This window comes from Photobacterium sp. GSS17, from assembly GCF_028621875.1.
GTDB classification, from domain to species: domain Bacteria; phylum Pseudomonadota; class Gammaproteobacteria; order Enterobacterales; family Vibrionaceae; genus Photobacterium; species Photobacterium ganghwense.
On the sequence record NZ_CP117518.1, the window covers coordinates 1,594,954 to 1,613,917 of the forward strand.

The 18,964-nt window shown below is 53.5% G+C and carries 17 protein-coding genes and 1 pseudogene; 13 read left to right on the forward strand and 5 right to left on the reverse strand.

From position 1 onward, the window contains the following. Positions 1–85 precede the first annotated feature (85 nt). From PGW97_RS23560 to PGW97_RS23585, 6 genes and pseudogenes are all read left to right on the forward strand, one after another. A pseudogene (locus PGW97_RS23560) lies at positions 86–1,774 on the forward strand (AMP-binding protein); the annotation flags it as partial. Between the two features lie 135 nt (positions 1,775–1,909). Then, the gene (locus tag PGW97_RS23565) at positions 1,910–2,632 is read left to right on the forward strand and encodes a TenA family transcriptional regulator (protein WP_273860654.1); all 723 of its coding nucleotides are present in this window, start codon (positions 1,910–1,912) and stop codon (positions 2,630–2,632) included. Further along, positions 2,629–3,447 (forward strand): SDR family oxidoreductase, encoded by an 819-nt coding sequence (locus PGW97_RS23570; protein WP_273860006.1) that lies wholly within the window; start codon positions 2,629–2,631, stop codon positions 3,445–3,447. Before PGW97_RS23565 ends, PGW97_RS23570 begins: the two co-directional genes overlap by 4 nt. 25 nt (positions 3,448–3,472) lie before the next feature. After that, the gene (locus tag PGW97_RS23575; RefSeq protein ID WP_443147130.1) at positions 3,473–4,129 is read left to right on the forward strand and encodes a tetratricopeptide repeat protein; all 657 of its coding nucleotides are present in this window, start codon (positions 3,473–3,475) and stop codon (positions 4,127–4,129) included. Positions 4,130–4,131: 2 nt separating this feature from the next. After that, positions 4,132–4,791 (forward strand): response regulator, encoded by a 660-nt coding sequence (locus PGW97_RS23580; protein WP_047885120.1) that lies wholly within the window; start codon positions 4,132–4,134, stop codon positions 4,789–4,791. Further along, positions 4,778–6,277, forward strand: a complete 1,500-nt coding sequence (locus PGW97_RS23585) for a sensor histidine kinase (RefSeq protein WP_273860007.1) — start codon at positions 4,778–4,780, stop codon at positions 6,275–6,277. Before PGW97_RS23580 ends, PGW97_RS23585 begins: the two co-directional genes overlap by 14 nt. A 228-nt stretch (positions 6,278–6,505) precedes the next feature. Here PGW97_RS23585 and PGW97_RS23590 read toward each other — a convergent pair whose 3' ends face one another. From PGW97_RS23590 to PGW97_RS23610, 5 genes are all read right to left on the reverse strand, one after another. Further along, positions 6,506–7,927 carry a DUF1835 domain-containing protein gene (locus PGW97_RS23590; RefSeq protein WP_273860008.1) on the reverse strand — a complete coding sequence of 474 codons (1,422 nt, stop codon included), beginning with the start codon at positions 7,925–7,927 and terminating at the stop codon, positions 6,506–6,508. 337 nt (positions 7,928–8,264) lie between these two features. Then, positions 8,265–9,002 carry a GntR family transcriptional regulator gene (locus PGW97_RS23595; RefSeq protein WP_217393044.1) on the reverse strand — a complete coding sequence of 246 codons (738 nt, stop codon included), beginning with the start codon at positions 9,000–9,002 and terminating at the stop codon, positions 8,265–8,267. Between the two features lie 161 nt (positions 9,003–9,163). Continuing rightward, entirely contained in the window at positions 9,164–9,448 is a 285-nt protein-coding gene (locus tag PGW97_RS23600) for a DUF1330 domain-containing protein (RefSeq protein ID WP_047885116.1), read from the reverse strand. Positions 9,449–9,638: 190 nt separating this feature from the next. After that, on the reverse strand, positions 9,639–10,670 hold the full coding sequence (locus PGW97_RS23605; RefSeq protein ID WP_047885115.1) for an LLM class flavin-dependent oxidoreductase: 1,032 nt from the start codon (positions 10,668–10,670) through the stop codon (positions 9,639–9,641). A gap of 76 nt (positions 10,671–10,746) precedes the next feature. Next, a complete protein-coding gene (locus tag PGW97_RS23610; RefSeq protein WP_047885114.1) occupies positions 10,747–12,360 on the reverse strand; it encodes a BCCT family transporter in 1,614 nt (537 codons plus the stop codon). A gap of 504 nt (positions 12,361–12,864) precedes the next feature. Between PGW97_RS23610 and PGW97_RS23615 the strand changes: the two genes are divergently transcribed. The 7 genes from PGW97_RS23615 to PGW97_RS23645 all read left to right on the forward strand — a co-directional run bounded on the left by PGW97_RS23615 (position 12,865) and on the right by PGW97_RS23645 (position 18,858). Then, entirely contained in the window at positions 12,865–13,467 is a 603-nt protein-coding gene (locus PGW97_RS23615) for an amino acid synthesis family protein (protein WP_217393998.1), read from the forward strand. An 8-nt stretch (positions 13,468–13,475) separates the two neighbouring features. Then, positions 13,476–14,306, forward strand: coding sequence for an alpha/beta fold hydrolase (locus tag PGW97_RS23620; protein WP_273860009.1), 831 nt, complete (start codon positions 13,476–13,478; stop codon positions 14,304–14,306). Then, positions 14,296–15,774, forward strand: a complete 1,479-nt coding sequence (locus PGW97_RS23625) for an aldehyde dehydrogenase (protein WP_273860010.1) — start codon at positions 14,296–14,298, stop codon at positions 15,772–15,774. The genes PGW97_RS23620 and PGW97_RS23625 overlap by 11 nt, the downstream gene beginning before the upstream one ends. Before the next feature lie 13 nt (positions 15,775–15,787). Next, the gene (locus PGW97_RS23630) at positions 15,788–16,300 is read left to right on the forward strand and encodes a flavin reductase family protein (protein ID WP_273860011.1); all 513 of its coding nucleotides are present in this window, start codon (positions 15,788–15,790) and stop codon (positions 16,298–16,300) included. Between the two features lie 22 nt (positions 16,301–16,322). Then, complete coding sequence (locus tag PGW97_RS23635) at positions 16,323–17,780, forward strand: NAD-dependent succinate-semialdehyde dehydrogenase (protein ID WP_273860012.1); 1,458 nt, start codon at positions 16,323–16,325, stop codon at positions 17,778–17,780. Between the two features lie 67 nt (positions 17,781–17,847). Next, entirely contained in the window at positions 17,848–18,234 is a 387-nt protein-coding gene (gene pcaC / locus PGW97_RS23640) for a 4-carboxymuconolactone decarboxylase (protein WP_273860013.1), read from the forward strand. 33 nt (positions 18,235–18,267) lie between these two features. Next, a complete protein-coding gene (locus PGW97_RS23645; RefSeq protein ID WP_047885107.1) occupies positions 18,268–18,858 on the forward strand; it encodes an NUDIX hydrolase in 591 nt (196 codons plus the stop codon). Positions 18,859–18,964: the final 106 nt, after the last annotated feature.

Genomic DNA, 18,964 nt, shown 5'->3' on the forward strand with positions numbered 1-18,964 from the left:
CAATAAATGCACGGCAATTAACAACAAATTCATCACCACAGGCAGGGAAGCCACCCTCCGGCTATCTGTACTAAAGGGGAATCGGATGCACAGTATTCAGCCAGCAACACTACCAGCCACCGTTCTGGCTGCCATTGAGAATCAGGTCAGACTGGCTCCTCATTCACCGGCGATCGTAGGCAATGTGAACGCTCAGCCACCCGGTGAAAGGGTCAGCCTGACCTACCAACAACTGTCCCAGGCGGTCAATACCGCTCGCGATGCCTTGCTTGCCTTTGGTGGCAGGCGGCTCGCGCTTCGTGCCGAAAACGGCCTGGAGTGGGCTATCGCGGATCTGGCGGCAATGGCTGCCGGACTGGTTCTTGTGCCGGTACCGCTGTTTTTCAGTCCGAGCCAAGTTGATCACCTGCTACAGGAAGCCGACATTGACACCCTATGGGGACACTGGCCGTCTGACCTGCTGAATAGCCTTAGCGGAGCCGCAGGCGAACACGTACGCAATGAAAAAGTACACACTGAAAAAGTAACCACAGAAAAAGTAACCAGTACAAAATCCAGCGATGAAACAGACGAAGAAGTGAACGCCGAGGCCGCCAAAACAGCGGAATACCCAGCCATCGCGGGACTGACGGTGCGCCGCTACGTTACTCAGCCCAATTCTGGCAACTCAAGCCCTGACAAAAGCCAGACCAATTTGGTACTGCCTGAGGGTACAGCAAAAATCACGTTTACCTCCGGCTCGACCGGGCACCCCAAAGGGGTTTGCCTGAGTCAGGCGCATCTGGATAAAACCAGCCATACGCTGGCCTCACAACTGGTACTGGCCGCAAACGGGGATACCACAGCCCTGCCGCAACACCACATGGTGCTGCTGCCGCTGACCACCCTGCTGGAAAATATCACCGGTTTGTATGTCCCGCTGATGATGGGGATTCCGACCACGATTCTGCACGGCAGCCAGCTTGGCCTGAACGGCTCAAGCCAGTTTGATATCCGTCAGTTTGCAGCCGCCCTGTTCGAGTTGCAGCCGCAGAGTCTGGTGATCACGCCAGCCTTATTGGGTGCCCTGTGCCATCTGGCCGCGGCCTCACCCTCGGTTGCCAAACCGCTGAAGTTCGTCGCCGTCGGAGGCGCACGGGTTTCAGAGAAATTGTTGATGCAGGCACACCATTTGGGTATTCCGGCTTTCGAGGGATACGGTCTGTCAGAATGCGGTTCCGTGGTCAGCCTGAATACGCCTAGGTATAACCGACCAGGGTGCAGCGGTATGCCGTTGCCTCATTGCCGGGTCAGCATCAGCGACGACGGCGAAGTGGTAGTACACCACGCCGGGATGCTTGGGTATGCCGGTACCGATCCGTCTTCACATCATCCCGACACCATTCATACCGGTGATCTGGGTTATTTAGACGATGACGGCTTTCTGCATATCACCGGCCGCCGGAAAAATGTGCTGATCACCAGCTTCGGCCGCAACATTTCTCCGGAATGGGTCGAATCAGAAGCTCAGCCTTATCCGGCGTTGCAACAAATGTTGGTTGCCGGTGATGGCATGGAGCGCTTGATCGCCATCGTCGGCTTACCCGCCGTGCAGCGGCTTCATACAACCGATCTGCAGCACAACACGACATCGCAGGATGAAGATGCGCGTCAGATTCAGGCACAAGCCGTTATCACCGCCATCGAAGCACTTAACAGTCAGCTACCTGATTATGCCCGTCTGGGGGCCGTGATTCTGACCGACGATTTCCGCCAGTCCCCAGACTTATTTACCGCCAATGGCCGTCCGAAACGCCAGGCTTTCCATGACCGTTTTCAGCATGTTCTGGCCGAATTAGCCACCGAGCAGGTCAACCTGACACACGATTTTCAGCCCATTGTGAAATGGCAGCTCAACAAGGATACGACTATGACCAACGAAACCGCTTTCTTTGACCAGCTGGTGCAACACACCCAGCCTGCCCGCGACACCATGTATCGTGCGCCGGTCTTTGCTGCCTGCGCGCAGGGAAATGTCACCCTTAACACGTATACCGCGTTTCTAACTCAGGCATACCATCACGTAAAACACACAGTCCCACTGCTGATGGCCTGCGGCTCCCGATTGCCGGAACGCTATGAATGGCTGCGTCAGGCCATCGGTGAATATATTGAAGAGGAAAAAGGCCACCATGAGTGGATCCTCAACGACCTGATGGCCTGCGGTGCTGACGCCGATGCCGTTCGTGCCAATCAGGGCAAAGGCCGGGTCGGCAGCGATATTGAACTAATGGTCGCATACCTGTATCACCAGATTGACCGCTGCAACCCGCTGGCTTTCTTCGGCATGGTGTGGGTACTGGAAGGCACCAGTGTGGCCTCCGGCGGTGAAATGGCAGCGATGATCCAGAAAACCCTGAACCTGCCTAACAGCGCTATGAGCTACCTGATTTCTCACAGCTCGCTCGATCAGGAACACATTCAGCTGTTTGAAGGGCTGATGAACCGCATTACGGATCCGGCTGACCAACAAGCCATTCTTGACGGTGCCGACATGGTTTACCGCCTGTACGGGCAGATGCTGCACAACTTGCCAATTAGTGACAATAGCGCTGAGCAGGCCACCCAAGATACGCAGGGAGCGTGTGCATGAAACTGACCAACAAACGGATACTGCTGACAGGCGCGACCGGCGGCATCGGGTCCGCACTTGCCCGCCAGCTGGCTGCCAAGGGGGCAAACCTGATTCTTGTCGGCCGCAACCAGAGTAAGCTGGGCGCCCTGCTGCACCAGATCAGCCGGGGGGAATCGGTCACTCCGGCGCAACACCTGAGCCTGTGTGCCGACCTTTCGCAGCCGGACGATATCGAGGCGCTGCATCGCCAGTGCCTGACATGGCGCGATCAGGGAATCACCATCGACATGCTGATTAACAACGCCGGCAGCAACGAGTTTGCTTATCTGGCGCAGCGCAGCAGCGAGGCGATCACCCGGGAACTACAGCTCAACCTGCTGGCCCCGATCCTGCTGTGTCAGAAGGCGATGTCATGGCTGAACCGCCCCGGCCAGATCATGAATATCGGCTCGACATTCGGAGCGATCGGCTATCCCGGCTATACCACTTACTGTGCCGGTAAGGCCGGATTGTACCGGTTCAGCGAAGCCCTGAACCGGGAGCTGTCCGACAGCGGTATCACAGTGCAGTACCTTGGCCCACGCGCCACCGATACGGACCTCAATGATCAGCGGGTCACCGAATTAAACCAGCAACTGGGCAATAAAACAGACAGTCCGGAGGCCGTCGCAACGGCGATCGTGCATAGCCTCGAGCAGGAAACCCCTGCCCGCTGGCTGGGCTGGCCGGAAAAACTGTTTGTCAGACTGAACCAGTTGATCCCGAAGGTTGTGACGGCATCGATTCGTAAGCAACACGCAACCATCACTGATTTTGCAAGAAAACTGCCGTAACAGCGGCGAATGCACAGGAGATAAGATGATGAAACGTCATTCACGGATTTCTGCTTTGGCACCCGTCGCCGTCGCCCTGAGCCTGTTGGCAATGCCAGCCCTGACGCAAGCGGCAGACGACAACACGCTGAGCGATATTCAGCATCAGTGGGCAAAATGTAAATATGACACCTTCAACAAAGACAATCAGGTAGAATGTCTGGAAAAGCTGATTGATATCAACCAGAAAGCGGTAAGTCGTCAGCCTAAACGAGACGATCTGAAAGTCTGGCTGGCGATCAACAAAAGTACGCTGGCCGGGGTAGATGGCGGACTGAGTGCCCTGTCGCTGGTGAAAGAGTCTAAGTCTTTGCTGGAAAGCGTGATCCAGTCGAATCCAAACGTGCTGGAAGGTTCCGCTTATACCAGTTTGGGTACACTATACTACCAGGTACCTGGCTGGCCGATTGGCTTTGGCGATGATGACAAAGCCGAATCCATGCTAAAACGAGCCCTGGCGATTAACCCCAACGGCATCGACCCGAACTTTTTCTACGGTGATTTTCTGGCCCAGGACGGACGCAAATCCGAAGCCATTGCATACCTGAAGAAAGCCCAGAAGGCGAGCCCTCGTACCGGTCGCCAGCTGGCTGACAAAGGACGGCAGATGGAAATTGCCAACAAGTTGAAGGAACTGCAATAACCATGCGCATTCTGTTAGTAGAAGACGATGCCATGCTCGGTCAATCCATGGTGGCTTCCCTTAGCCGCCATGGCTATACCGTGGACTGGTTACAGCTCGGCAATGGTGTCGAGCTGGCGCTCAAAACCGAGTCTTTCATGGCCATTATTCTGGATTTAACCCTGCCCGATACCGACGGGCTGGATGTGCTGCGCCGCGTGCGCCGCAGTGGCCACACCCTGCCGATTCTGATCCTTACCGCCCGCGATGACATTGATGACCGAGTCAAAGGGCTTGATGGCGGTGCCGATGACTATCTGGTCAAGCCGTTCGCGCTGGAAGAACTGCTGGCTCGCCTGCGGGTATTAATCCGTCGGGTGGCAGGCAGTACCGATCCGGTGCTGGAAATCGGCGATCTCACCCTGTCGCTGAAAAACAATGACGTGTATGTACAGGGCAACCCGATCAAACTGACCAAAAATGAATTTAAGCTGCTGGCGACGCTGGCGACCCAATCCGGTCGGGTACTCAGTAAAGAAGCGCTGCAGCAGGCATTGCACGGCTGGGATGAACTGGCCAGCGATAACGCCATCGAAGTGCACATTCATAACCTGCGCAAAAAAGTCGGCAGTAAGCTGATTAAAAATATCCGCGGTGTGGGGTACATCATTGAAAACAGCTGACGCCAAGCCTTTTTCCATCAAACGCAGACTGCTCCTCACCTCGGTGGGGGTCGCTGCGTTTTTGGTACTCATCTCTTGGGTGTCGATTTTCTTTGAAGCCCACCACGAGATTGATGAAGTGTACGATGCCAGGCTTGGTCAGTCGGCCAAAATTCTGGCCCTGAGCATGCCGCATCTGCTGCGCGAGCCTGCTGATATCCGAGCCCAGGCGTATTCGGGCTGGTATCAGAACATTCAGCGCTACGGCGGCGGCGATGACGATACCCTCACCCCTTACGGGCACCCTTACGAACAGAACCTGATGTTTCAGTTCTACAGTCAGGGCGAGATTCTGATCAAATCACCCGGCGCGCCGGATACTCTGATCGGAGAGCCCGGTACGCTGGGTTACGGTAAAGTGGAGATTGACGGTGAGCCGTGGCGGCGCTTTCAGATTGAGTTACCCCCTCAGCACGGCCTGCTGAAACCGGCCTATCTGGTGGTGGCCGAAAAACAGGCGATCCGCCGTGAGCTGATCAACGAAATCGCGGTATCCACCGCCGCCCCACAGCTGATACTGATAGCCGTACTGGCTGTCACGCTGATTCTGATCACCAACAAATTTTTCCGTCCAATCAATGAGCTGCGTCAGGCGATCTCCGAACGACATATCAACCGGCTGGACGCCATAAGCGTCAAACACCCGACCATTGAGCTGGAGCCATTGGTCCGGCAGCTCAACTACATGCTGGGCGAGGTAGAAAAAGCCTGGAGTCGGGAAAAACGGCTGACCCAGACTGCGGCCCATGAGCTAAAAACCCCGCTGGCAGTATTACGCCTGAATGCGGAAAATGCCCTAGATGCCCTGAGCCGCCAGCAACACCATGAGCTGCGCTCTGACCTGCAACAGATTTTGCGCGGTATTGAGCGTACCGACCGGGTTATTCAGCAACTGCTTATGTTGTCCCGTGTTGAAGCGCACCATAATCAGCACATCGAATCGCTGGATCTGGCTGAAAACCTGCGTAACGTTATTGCCAATCTGGTGCCGCTGGCGCTGAAAAATGACCAGCATCTGGCCCTCGACGGACCGGAATCCGTCCGCATCATGGGCTACCCGATCCTCCTGTCGGTGTTGTTCAGTAACTTGATGGACAATGCGATTCGCTACGCCGGTAAAGAAGCTGACATTACCGTTACCCTGTCCACCACCAAAGACTGGGTAGAAGTCACGGTCAGTGACAGCGGAGAAGCCATTCCGGATAGCCTGAGGGATAAGATTTTCGAAAAGTTCTTTCGTGCCCATACCGAACGCGGTGACGGAGCCGGACTGGGCATGTCGATCATCAAAGATATTGCGTCGCTGCATGGCGGCAGCATCGAACTGTTACCGGCCTCCGGCCCTCGAGGCAACCAGTTTCGGGTGAAATTACCGGCCCGCTCAGCTCAGATTGCACCGGTAAATGTCATCGCCAAAACCCGGAAGGAGCCCCATCCTGCGGGTTAACCGCTGAACATCCGACACAAAGCGCGCAATATCTGCGCGCTTTTTTTATGTCTTTTCAGGGCAATTTTGCCTCTGAACGGTGCCGATATTAAGCACAAAATAGCCGTCACAAGCTAGCAGGCCCCAAAATATGTGGCACCAAATTAAGTGACCAAAAAATAAGTGACACCAAAGTAAGTGACAGAAAGTTAAGCCGCACAAAGAGGCCACACAGACAAAAAGGCGGGGTCAGCCCGACTTCAGCGTCAGGGTCGACAGATTCTGGTGATCCCAAATCCACGCACGGTCAGGGCGAACCGGTATACCGCCCACGGCGTACTCACCCCAACTGGCAGTTTGGCGATGCCTGACGACTTGCCAGCCCAGCGCTGTCAGTGCCAGCTTGTGGCGCATCCAGTCAGACTCCGTCAGGGGTTGTTGCCCAGTATTATCAACATTGTTCGCACTGTCCGGGTTGCTCTCTGCGATGCTGACACGCTGCACTAAAGCATTGTCTCCCACCAGCAGCGGCTTAATCACCGCCCAGAGCATGACATCCCCCAGAAAAGGCAGCGGCTCCAAAGCCTGATAGCGTTGGAACAGGGTCGTAAAAGGCACTCCTGTGTGGTGCTCTTTGTCCTGTATTAACTTGCTGTCGCCTGTCTGCCCGGTCAGAGCATCCCCTTCAGCTGCCAGCGCCTCCAGTGCCAGCCACTGGGTCAGTCCCAGCCCGGAGTTCTGATGCGGTAGTTCCTGAAGATGACGCCGCAATACCGCAGCCAGATTGGGCAACTGAGCCCATTGCCCTGACGAGGAGAGTAACCGCACTAACGACATGGGTGACTCATCACACAGCGCATCCCAAACCCGACTCGCCGTGGTCATCATTGCTTCACTGACCGGTCGTCGCGACTGCCACAATGCCCGCAAACCCTCCGCCGGTAATTGTCCCAGCCCGATAAACCTGTCCTGTCCCGGGAACCGGTTCACCTCAATCAGCTCAAGCACAGGCTGCGGTTTTTGATCCGCCCCGGACGGCACCATACGTGCACACCACTCGGCCAGCACCCGCACCATCATCAGCTGATCATAATTGTCGTGTTCAACCCACAGCACAAGCCGTTCATAGGTCGAGTCGAGCAACTGAGCGCGCTTTTGCTGCCCGTCGGCAAGTAACATGGCTTCCGTCGTGGTCGTATCGCCCATCGCCGTCAGTAAATGCTGACGAACAAAGCGCGCTCGCAAAGCCTCGCAGCGTCGGGGATCGCGGTCGAGAGGTCCCAGACAAAACGGGTCGATATAGGGCAGGAAATCGCCGGTGAATCCGGCTTCCGTCAGTCGATGCTGAATGTCGTGACCACACCGCACATGCAAAGTGCGTTGGTCACTGTCAAGCGGGGCGACCTTGTGCGCAATCTGCTGCCGGTGATAATCCAACTCGTCAGTGTGCACTTTCAACTGGGCCCAACTGGGCAAACCCAGCTCACGAGCAATAACCAGCTGAATATCAGCTAGCCGAATATTGTCCGTATTCAGCGCCATTGCTTTGGGGTGATGCGCCCGCACCTGCTGCCATTCTTGCGAATCGCTGTGCTTAAGGGCTTTCAGACGTTGCTTGGCTCGGCGTTTCAACACGTCGAGACGCAAGGAAAAAGCGTTGTGAGTTGTCATGATTTCACCTGTCTCATGCTTCTGTGCTCGCCCGGCAGAAGAGAAGGCAAAACAAGTTGTAGGCAGCGGCACAATCTGCCGCTCTCAGTTAAAGTTACCTTGGATTTCATCCTTTCCGCGAGCCGGTGGCGCAGGTGGCGCCTGCGGAAAGGATATAACAGCCGCCAAACGTTGCAAAGCGGGACGAGCGAGTAAAACCCAAAAACGTGAACGACCAACACATCACGCCGTGCGTTGCCGCGCGACTGGAATTCGCTTGCTTTTCAGCAACATTGCGACTTGTAGGCTCGATTTTTGAGCCTTAAGTGAATCTGAGCTACCCGGAAAGAAACAACCGTTAAGCACTGATCAGCAACTGCTCACTGACAAAAATTGTCGGGACAACAGACACGCCTTCCTTTGCCGCCATCGCCGTCAACGCCACTTCCGAGGCGCGCTGAATATGTTTTACGCAGGCTCGGTGTGCCGCGGCAACATCACGCTGCACAATGGCATCAACGATCGCGCTCATCTCTTCAATACTCTCCATGTATCGATTTTCCTGGGAAATCGATGTGGCACGCAGCAGGTTGATACGCGCCTGTTGCTGGCGCAGCAGTTTCGCCGCCGTCTGGTTACCGCACCCTTCATACAGCAGCTCGTAAAAATCATTGACGCTGTCGAGGATGTTGGAAACATTCCCCTGTGTCAGGCGGCGCGTCAGCAGATGAAGTGTGGTTTCCAGCATCTGCAGGTGCTTGTCAGACGCATTGATGGTGTACAGCTGAACAATCAGGCTTTCTAAGCTGGCTCGCAGCTCGTAAATCTCTTTCGCGGTTTCCAGCGTTAACTTGGTAACAATCGGCCCTTTGTTTTCCAGGTAATCAACCAGCCCTTCGGATTCGAGGTGGCGCAGTGCTTCACGTACCGACGTCCGGCTGACTCCCAGCATGTCACAGAGATCCCGTTCAACCAGGCGATCTCCGGGAAGAAGCTGAAAATTCATAATGGCACTGCGTAAGGTTGCCAGCACTTTCTCGCGCAACGGAATCCGACTGTTTTCTATCTTCATTAGTTGCGTGGGTTGCCTGATCATCTTGATATCCTACTGGTCGTGGGATGACATAGACCGAAGTAAACTGCAGCACCATGCATCCATATATTTAGTGTGGGCGGGGCTCATTATAAGTGATAGCAAATAACGATTTAAGGTAATTTTTGTGCTAGGAATGGCCTTTTCCACACATAACACTTTGATTATACACCTTCGACAATGACAACTTGTGCCGTGGCGATGCCAGCCCGGTGTACTTTGGCCTTCTGATAGCTGTCGGAATGGTAGCAGTTCAGCGCCTGTTCAAACGACGGGAATTCAATGATGACATTCCGTTGATGCTCGTTTCCTTCCAACTGCGTAAAACGTCCGCCGCGGGCCAGTAACTGGCCATTAAATTGCTGAAATGCCGCCGGTGCCAGGTCGGTATAAGAACGATATTTTTCAGGATGATGAACGGTGACATGAGCGATCCAATACCCTTTCATGATTCCTCCTAACCGCTTTGGGTTGCTGTCGAGTGATTTGTTAAGTTAAGTGTTGAGGTGCTTGCTGAGTGAACCACTTGGGTTAATGCCTGAATGAATGATTCGGTAAACAAGCGGGTCAAAATAAAGTCGTCAAAAAAGCCCCACCAGGCAGTGGGGCAAGGCAGAAAGAAACTGTCAGTCAAACCGTTTACTGAAAGGCAGGCATTACCTTTTCGATGAACAACTGCAGGGACTTTTTCTTCTCCTCAAAACTTAAACTGTTATCAGCCCAGTAGCTGTACTGGCTTACCCCCAGCGACTCGTAGTATTTCAAACGCGCGATGACCTCGTCCGGGGTGCCCACAGCCAGGTTGTTACGCAATGCCGACGGGCTAAAGCTCTCGCCGAGATCTTCCGTGCTCAAGCGGTTTACAAACCCATTGTCTGGGGTCTGTGTGTTTTTCGCCCAGGCCATGAACATGGCATACCAGTGATGCAGAGCGTCTGTCCCCGCTTGCAACTCCTGCTCATTTTCGCCGACGAACGTATGGCGAAGCAGCATGATATCGGGACGACTCACCTGCGGATTGTTCGCAATCGCGTCATTGAATTTGTGCATCAGATCCTGAACTTCTTCATCATCTTTTTGCAGCGGAGTCACCATGACATTGCAGCCGGCGCTGACGGCAAAATTGTGCGAATCCGGATCCCGGGCCGCAATCCACATTGGCGGATGCGGCTGCTGAAGCGGCTTAGGCACGCTGGTCGTGGTTGGGAACTGGAACAGCTCACCGTCATGGGCATAATCACCCGCCCATAACTTCTGCAGCGCAGGCACCATTTCACGCAGGTATTTGCCGCCATCTGCAGATGGCATTCCATTCATGACCCGATCAAATTCTGCCTGATACGCGCCACGGGCAATCCCGAATTCCAGGCGTCCGTTACACATGATGTCGGCCAGCGCCGCTTCACCAGCCAGCTTCACCGGATGCCAGAACGGAGCGATAAACGTTCCTGCGCCTAAGCGAATAGTGCTCGTTTTATCCGCCAGATAAGCAATGAAATTAAGCGGGTTCGGGGCAATGGTAAACTCCATAGCATGGTGTTCACCAATCCAGGCCATTTCAAAACCACCTTGCTCAGCAATTTGCACAAGCTCCGTCAGTTCAGCCAGTGACTGCTGGTGAGTTTTGCTCTCATCGTAGCGTTCCATGTGAAGGAATAAGGAGAATTTCATGTCAAGTTTCCTTTCTTGTCGTTTTGTTTGCTTGGGCTTGTCTTGTGATTGATAGCCCGCCATTGGATTGCCCTGATTACTTAGAAAGTGCCGGGGCGGGCTTAAATTTGTTCACTTTGGGTGCCGGGTCTTGGCTTGGTGATGCCTGGTATTCAGTGCTGGTATACAAATCTTTCATCAGGCAATACCCCATGACGATCAATACCAGGGAAAAAGGGAGTGCCGCGGCGATTGAAGCAGCCTGAAGCCCTTGTAAACCGCCAGCCATCAACAGAATACCGGCTACCACACCTAAACCTGCTCCCCATACCACGCGCATGCGAATTGGCGGATGGTCATCCCCCATCGACAGAATGGTGCAAATCACCAGCGTGGCCGAATCAGCGGAAGTAACGAACCAGGAGATAATCATCAAGGTTGCCAGAGCAGCCATTGGCCAAGTCAGCCAGTGCACATTAATGGCTTCGATGGTGCTGTACAAAACCATGGTCAGGTTTTCATTCACGACATCAGTCAGACCGCCCACGCCATGCAGTTCGATAAAGCTGGCTGTCCCGCCCATAATAGTGATCCAGGTGAAGGCACCCAGGGTGCTGCTCACGATGCCGCCCAGCATCAGTTCGCGGATGGTGCGCCCTTTCGAAATACGGGCAATGAAAATCCCCACATATGGGCCCCAGCTCAGCCACCATGCCCAGTAGAAAATCGTCCACCAGCCCTGCCACTGACGTTCAGGTTGAGGATCAACCCACAGCGACATAGATACGAAGTTCGCCAGGTAATCCCCCAAGTTGGTAAAGAATGCGCCAAATAAGTACGCCGTTGGACCGGCAATCACAAAGAACAGAAACAGGATTGAGCTGATGCGCACATTCCACTGGCTGAGCAGCTTAATGCCTTTTTGCAGACCAGAGACCGCAGAGAACGTAGCGACCGAACCCACCACGACAATCAGAATCAGCTGATTTACGGAGTTAATCTCGATACCGAACAGGTAGTTAAGCCCGGCGTTCATTTGAGAAACCCCCAGCCCCAGGGTTGTCGCCGTACCAAACAAAGTGCTGAAAATAGCCAGTAGATCAACAGCATGCCCAATTGGCCCGTAAATACGTTTGCCAAGAATGGGGTATAACGCAGAACGGATGGTCAGCGGCAACCCTTTACGGTACGCAAAATAAGCGAGAATCAACCCGACCAGTACATAGACGCTCCAGGCGTTGAATCCCCAGTGAAAAATGGTGATTCGCATGGCGATTTGCGCAGCTTCCTGCGTTCCGGGTGCAACCTGCGCCATTTCAGCAAAGGGATTTCCCTGAAGATAAGTCAGTGGCTCAGCGATGCTCCAGAACATCAGCCCCGTCCCCACGGCCGCACTGAACAGCATGGCAAACCAGGTGAAGTTATTGAATTCCGGGCGATCGGTATCTTTTCCTAACCGAACGTCCCCGAATTTACTGAAAGTTACCCAGACCGAAAAAACAAAAATAACGGCAACGGCGGCAATGTAATACCAGCCAAAGTTAGCGGTAATCCACTGCTTAACCCCGTTGTAGACCGTGTTTGCCAGATCGATCTGCAGAACGGAAAAAAGCACAAATGCTGACACCATAGCCAGAGAGGCTATGGTCATGGTCTGGTTAACCCCTCGAAATATCCCTTTCCTGTTAACCATGTTGTTATTGGAAATCATGCCGGATTGCTCCATATCACGCTGTTAATTGTGCCTTAGCCGAACTGCAGTAACCCTGTGGCCACTTCAACTTTGGACACCCCTTGTTATCTCACCAGCATCTGCGGTGAATATTTTAATGTGTTTCTTGGTATACCATAACACCAAAAAACCATGCTTCAAGGCATACAATTAACAAACACTTAACACACAAAAGACTATCAAACTATTGTTTTTATTGAGATTAATTTAAATAACAATAATAAAAACGAACACTTCAATAGATTATCTTTTTTAACATTTTGTGATCATTGATCACTTTTTGATAATTTAGTAAATATCTTAAGACACAGAACGCAACAACATAAACAATTGATTTTTAATGATAAATTGCAAATCTACATCAACCAGAGCCGCAGTTCATGGTTTAATAACGCTTTCTTTTTGACCTCTAAGTTTGGTATACCATAATACAACAAGCGGGAGCAGGTTCTCGCAATGACCTAACCAAAGAGGAAAACGGCAATGGCTTTTAACATCAGAAAGGTGTGCACCTATATCGAAGAAACCCATATCGAAGGCGGTAAAGCTGGGGAAAGACCGATCACAATGGCTGGCGTTGCCGTCGTTATTGAAAACCCTTGGCACGGAAAAGGATTTGTTGAAAACCTGCGTCCGGAAATCATTGATGGCTGTTCAGAACTGGGGGCCTTGATTGTCGATAAGTTATGCGCCGTCATGGGCGGCAGTGAAAACATTGAGGCCTATGGCAAAGCGGCAGTTGTCGGCGTTGAGGGTGAGATTGAACACGCATCAGCGGTCATCCACACCCTGCGTTTTGGCAACCACTATCGCGAAGCTGTGAATGCCAAAAGCTACCTGAGCTTTACCAACAAACGCGGTTCGGCGGGAACGTCCATCCAGATTCCGATGATGCACAAAGATGACGAAGGCATGCGCTCTCACTACATCACCCTGGAAATGAAGATCGAAGATGCACCGGCAGCAAATGAAATTGTGGTGGTGCTGGGTGCATCTGACGGCGGCCGCGTGCATCCCCGAATTGGCAACCGATACATTGACCTTGAAGAGCTGGCACAAGAAAAAGCCGCTCGTGAACAGCAATAAGGATGCCTATGGAAAGCATGAAATTAGTTGATGGAACCAGCTACTTTTCATGTGGAGATGGCGACACCGTTATCTTCATACATGGTGTAGGACTGGATAAATCCATGTGGGGCGGTCAGATCGCCGGGCTGAAACAGCACTTTCATCTGATTGGGTACGACATGCTCGGACACGGTGACAGCCCGGAGCCACCCGACGCTGCCTGTATTGAGGATTATGCCGATCAACTGGAACGCCTGATCAGTACTCTGGCATTGAACAAGCCTGTCACTGTGGTGGGCTTTTCGATGGGTGGGCTGGTCGCCAGAGCTTTTGCCCTGAAATACCCCCACCGTATCGACAGAATGGTGATTTTAAACAGCGTCTTTGACCGTACCGAGCAACAACGGAATAACGTGTTGTCCCGCTGTGACGAAGTGAAAGCAAAAGGACCGGGTGCCAACGTTGAGGCTGCGATTGAGCGCTGGTTCAGCAAAGAGTACCGCGGCGCTAGCCCGGCACAGATTGCCGCCTTTAAAAAGCGCATTATCACTAACAGCCCGACGGGTTACTTACAGACCTATCAGTTATTCGGGCAACATGATAATTATGGACGTGAGCGTCTTAAATCACTGCACATTCCAGTGTTGGTTGCCACCGGGGAACAAGATGTCGGTTCGACACCCCGTATGGCAAAAATGCTGGCCAGTTATCTGCCAAACGCAGACGTTGTGATTTTAGATGGTCAGCGACACATGATGCCTGTGGAATCTCCACAGATGATCAACGACATGTTGATGTCGTTCTTAACCCGCCAGCGTGAGCAAGTGACACTACAGGAGGTCGTTCATGGCGCTTGAGAAATTTCAGATGCTGATCGACGGGCAATGGGTACCCGCTCAGAGCGGCAAGACCTTTGACAGCTACAACCCGGCCACTGAACAGCCGTGGGCTACCTTCCCGTTTGCTGATGAGCAGGATGTGGATCGTGCGGTTCAATCGGCGCATAACACTTTTCTGTCTGCGGCGTGGGCATCGACCACTGCGGCACAGCGCGGAAAACTGCTGCGCCGCCTGGGTGATCTTATTGCAGACAACACCTCGCAACTGGCCGAGCTGGAAAGCCGTGATAACGGCAAGCTGATCCGGGAGACCCTTGCTCAGGTCCGTTACTTACCGGAGTTTTTCTACTACTTCGCCGGACTGGCTGACAAAACCGAAGGGGAAACGCTGGCACTGGATAAACCCGACATGTTCGCCTACACCGTTCGTGAACCGCTCGGGGTAATCGCCGGTATCATTCCCTGGAATTCACCGTTGTATCTGACCGCTATCAAGATCGCCCCGGCACTGGCTGCCGGTAACACTGTGGTACTCAAGCCATCAGAACACGCATCTGCCACCTTGCTGGAACTGGGACGTCTGGTAATGGAAGCCGGTTTCCCGGCAGGCGCTGTCAATGTGATCACCGGTTACGGCCTGCCGTGCGGCGACGCACTGACCCGTCACCCATTAGTACGCAAAGTGGCTTTCACCGGCGGCGGTGAAAGTGCCCGGCATGTGATTCGTAACTCGGCTGAAAACTACGCCAAACTCTCGCTGGAGCTGGGCGGAAAATCCCCCAATATCATTTTCAGTGATGCGGATATAGACAGTGCGGTCAACGGAGCCGTTGCCGGAATTTTCGCGGCCGCAGGGCAAAGCTGTGTGTCAGGCTCACGCCTGCTGGTACAACAGGATATCTACGACGAGTTCGTCAGCAAGCTGGCTGCCCGGGCGGAACGTATCGTCATCGGTGACCCGACTCAGCCTGAGACGGAAATGGGGCCGATGGCCACGAAAGCACAGCTGGAAACCGTTGAGAAATACGTCGATATCGCGTTAACAGAAGGGGCTCGATTGAGAACCGGCGGTAAACGTGCCGATCTCGCCGCAGGCTGGTATTACACCCCAACCATTCTGGAATGCACCCGCCATAGCGACACTGTCGTGCAGGAAGAAATTTTCGGCCCGGTCGCCACCGTCATTCCGTTTGCCGATGAAGCCGAAGCACTGGCGCTGGCGAACGATACCCAATACGGTTTGGCCGCTGGTATCTGGACGCAGAATCTGGCCAAAGCACATCGCATGATCAAGGGGATTCGTTCAGGCATTGTGTGGGTCAATACCTATCGTGCCGTTTCGGCGGCCGCCCCGATTGGCGGTTATGGCCAGAGCGGCTATGGCCGGGAGTGTGGCAGCGATGCCATTAATGACTTTACCCAGCTCAAAACGGTGTGGATTAACACCTCATCCGAACCGATGGCTGACCCGTTTATTATGCGTTAAGAAGGGACTCAACATGTCTATTGAACAAGCGACCACCGCCGTTTCTCCGGATCTGTACAAAAACATCATGGGGCAATTCCCTACCGGCGTCACTGTCATCACCGCGTATAACGATCTGGGTGATGTCGTGGGCTTTACCGCCAGTGCGTTCAGCGCATTGTCGATGGACCCGGCCCTAGTGCTGGTGTGCCCGAGTTACAACTCAGATTCATACCCGGTGATCAAAGACACCCAAAAGTTTGCCATCCACATTCTGGCCGATGATCAACAAGCCATTGCCTACCAGTTTGCCAAAAAAGGCATCGATAAGTCGCAAGGGCTCGACATCGTGAAAAGCGCCAATGGCCTGCCAGTCATTCAGGGGGCACTCGCGGTCATGGAATGCGAACTGTGGAATGACTATCCCGGCGGCGATCACGCCATTCTAGTTGGACAGATTCTCCACGCCGAGCTGGCGGATACCAACACCGTGTCACCGCTGTTGTACTGTCGCAGCAAAATGGGATCGCTGCCTGTAATGGGCTAATTACTCAAGCACGTTGAAAAGGATGACCACCGTGAAACTACATGATTCAAGCTTGTTCCAGACACATTGTTACATTGCCGGACAATGGGTAAATGCCGCCGATGGCGCCGCTCTGCCGGTCACGAATCCGGCCAACGGCGAAGTGATTGCGCACGTCCCTTCCCTTGGCGAAGCTGAAACCCTGACTGCAATCGAAGCCGCCGAACAGGCGCAGAAAGCCTGGAAAACGCTGACGGCGAAAGCTCGCTCGGCAGTGTTGAGAAACTGGTATCAGTTAATCCTCGATAATACCGATGATCTGGCCACGATCCTGACGACGGAGCAAGGTAAACCACTGGCCGAGGCCAAAGGCGAAATTGCTTATGCCGCCAGCTTTATTGAATGGTTTGCCGAAGAGGCCAAACGTACTTATGGCGAAGTCATTCCCAGCCACAAACCGGACGCACGCATCGTGGTTAGCCGTGAACCGATTGGCGTCGTTGGGGCGATTACGCCTTGGAACTTTCCTGCAGCAATGATCACCCGCAAATGCGGTCCGGCCTTTGCCGCAGGATGTGCTGTGGTGCTGAAACCAGCCCCGGAAACCCCATTGACAGCTTTGGCGCTGGCACTTCTGGCAGAACGGGCTGGCATTCCGGCCGGGCTGTTTAGTGTATTAACCGGAGATGCTGTCGCCATTGGTGGAGCCCTTACCCGTAGTAAAACGGTGAAGAAGATTTCATTCACCGGTTCAACCGCTATTGGCAAACTGCTGATGGAGCAATCATCTCACTCCGTGAAAAAACTTTCACTAGAGCTGGGCGGAAACGCGCCGTTTATTGTGTTCGATGATGCTGATCTTGACGCTGCGATTGACGGTGTCATGGTAGCCAAATTCCGCAATGCCGGACAAACCTGCGTGTGCGCCAACCGCCTGTATGTCCACGATGCCGTCTACGACGCTTTTGTCGACAAGCTGATTGAGCGCGTGGCAGCCCTGAAGGTCGCCGACGGCTTCGAACCCGGTGCAACCATCGGGCCATTGATCAATGCCTCCGCGGTAGCAAAAGTACAAAGCCATATTGATGATGCATTGGCCAAAGGAGCAACCAAGCGCTTTGGACAGACCCCTCTTGCGGGATCAGGATTCTTTCCGCCACACATCCTGACCAATGTCACTGACGATATGCGCGTCGCACATGAGGAAACCTTTGGTCCGTTGGCTGCCATTTTCCGCTTTAGCTCAGATGATGAAGTCATCGCCCGTGCGAACAACACAGATTCCGGGCTGGCCGCTTACGCTTATACCCGTTCACTCAAACGGGCCTGGTATGTCAGTGAAGCACTGGAATCCGGCATGGTTGGGATTAACGAAGGGCTGATCTCCACGGAAGTCGCACCGTTCGGCGGAGTGAAAGAGTCTGGGTTAGGCCGCGAAGGGGCCCGTCAAGGCATTGAAGATTACCTTGAAACCAAATACGTGCTGATGGGTGGCCTGTAAGCGGCCCTCCAAAGATGCATTGAAAGTGATGCGATAAGAAGTAACGCAATAAGAAAAGGATGACCGCATGACAGATAAATTCGAACAAGGACTGGCCATTCGCCGTCAGGTACTTGGCGCCGACTATGTCGACAACGCCATCAACAATGCCACTGATTTCACCCGCCCGATGCAGGAGCTGGTGACCACTTACTGCTGGGGTGAAGTCTGGGGCCGAGATACATTACCGCTGAAAACCCGCAGCTTAATCAACCTGGCGATGATTACCGCCCTGAATCGTCCGCACGAGCTCAAGCTGCATGTTCGTGGAGCCCTGAATAACGGTTGCTCAGAAGAAGAAATTCGTGAAGTTCTGCTGCAAACGGCCATTTATTGTGGTGTGCCGGCTGCCATTGATGCATTCCGTACGGCCAAAGAAGTGATCGATAACTATGAACCTGCGGTAAGCGCTTAGTACCCGGCGGACTTACCATCATCAGGAGGATGTATGTTGCATAAAACAATCCGGTATTGCTCACAGTGTGGCGCTGACGCGATCAGGCAACAGCAGCCTCCTGGTGACACACATTTACGGCCGGTCTGCCAGCAGTGCGGCCATGTTATCTACCAAAACCCGACAGTCATTGCCGGTTGTATTATTGAGCACCAGGGGAAATTTCTGCTGGGACGACGAGCCATTGAACCAATGGCTGGCAAATGGAGCATTCCAGCAGGGTTTATGGAGAACGGCGAGACCGTTGAACAGGCCGCTGCCCGTGAAGTACTGGAAGAAACCGGGGCGAAAGTGGATCTCCTCAGCCCTTACTCTATTTTCAGCGTTCCTCAGATGAATCAGGTCTACATCATTTTCCGTGCGCGTTTTGACGGCTTTGTACAACCGTTTGGTGATGAAACCGCCGAGTTGGCCTTCATGGCAAAAGATGAGGTGCCCTGGCACCACCTGACCTATCCGGCCATCGGCCAGATTCTGAGTCGGTATATCCATGAAGAAAGCCACGGCCAGTTTGGCCTGTATATGGGTAATTTCGATGTGGGTTTGGTACACCCTTTTGGCACCGCGAACTCGTGTTTCAACTGAACACCACCCGAGATTAAACACGGCCAATGCCTAAACACCAGGCACTAAACACTAAGTACTAAACCCTGGGTACTAAACACTAGGTACTAAACACTAGGCCAGGCAC

Coding starts and splice junctions, on each gene's coding strand:
- PGW97_RS23565 (WP_273860654.1), top strand. CDS start 1,910: ATGACCAACGAAACCGCTTTCTTTGACCAGCTGGTGCAACACACCCAG.
- PGW97_RS23570 (WP_273860006.1), top strand. CDS start 2,629: ATGAAACTGACCAACAAACGGATACTGCTGACAGGCGCGACCGGCGGC.
- PGW97_RS23575 (WP_443147130.1), top strand. CDS start 3,473: ATGATGAAACGTCATTCACGGATTTCTGCTTTGGCACCCGTCGCCGTC.
- PGW97_RS23580 (WP_047885120.1), top strand. CDS start 4,132: ATGCGCATTCTGTTAGTAGAAGACGATGCCATGCTCGGTCAATCCATG.
- PGW97_RS23590 (WP_273860008.1), bottom strand. CDS start 7,927: ATGACAACTCACAACGCTTTTTCCTTGCGTCTCGACGTGTTGAAACGC.
- PGW97_RS23595 (WP_217393044.1), bottom strand. CDS start 9,002: ATGATCAGGCAACCCACGCAACTAATGAAGATAGAAAACAGTCGGATT.
- PGW97_RS23600 (WP_047885116.1), bottom strand. CDS start 9,448: ATGAAAGGGTATTGGATCGCTCATGTCACCGTTCATCATCCTGAAAAA.
- PGW97_RS23605 (WP_047885115.1), bottom strand. CDS start 10,670: ATGAAATTCTCCTTATTCCTTCACATGGAACGCTACGATGAGAGCAAA.
- PGW97_RS23610 (WP_047885114.1), bottom strand. CDS start 12,360: ATGATTTCCAATAACAACATGGTTAACAGGAAAGGGATATTTCGAGGG.
- PGW97_RS23615 (WP_217393998.1), top strand. CDS start 12,865: ATGGCTTTTAACATCAGAAAGGTGTGCACCTATATCGAAGAAACCCAT.
- PGW97_RS23620 (WP_273860009.1), top strand. CDS start 13,476: ATGGAAAGCATGAAATTAGTTGATGGAACCAGCTACTTTTCATGTGGA.
- PGW97_RS23625 (WP_273860010.1), top strand. CDS start 14,296: ATGGCGCTTGAGAAATTTCAGATGCTGATCGACGGGCAATGGGTACCC.
- PGW97_RS23630 (WP_273860011.1), top strand. CDS start 15,788: ATGTCTATTGAACAAGCGACCACCGCCGTTTCTCCGGATCTGTACAAA.
- PGW97_RS23635 (WP_273860012.1), top strand. CDS start 16,323: ATGACCACCGTGAAACTACATGATTCAAGCTTGTTCCAGACACATTGT.
- pcaC (WP_273860013.1), top strand. CDS start 17,848: ATGACAGATAAATTCGAACAAGGACTGGCCATTCGCCGTCAGGTACTT.
- PGW97_RS23645 (WP_047885107.1), top strand. CDS start 18,268: ATGTTGCATAAAACAATCCGGTATTGCTCACAGTGTGGCGCTGACGCG.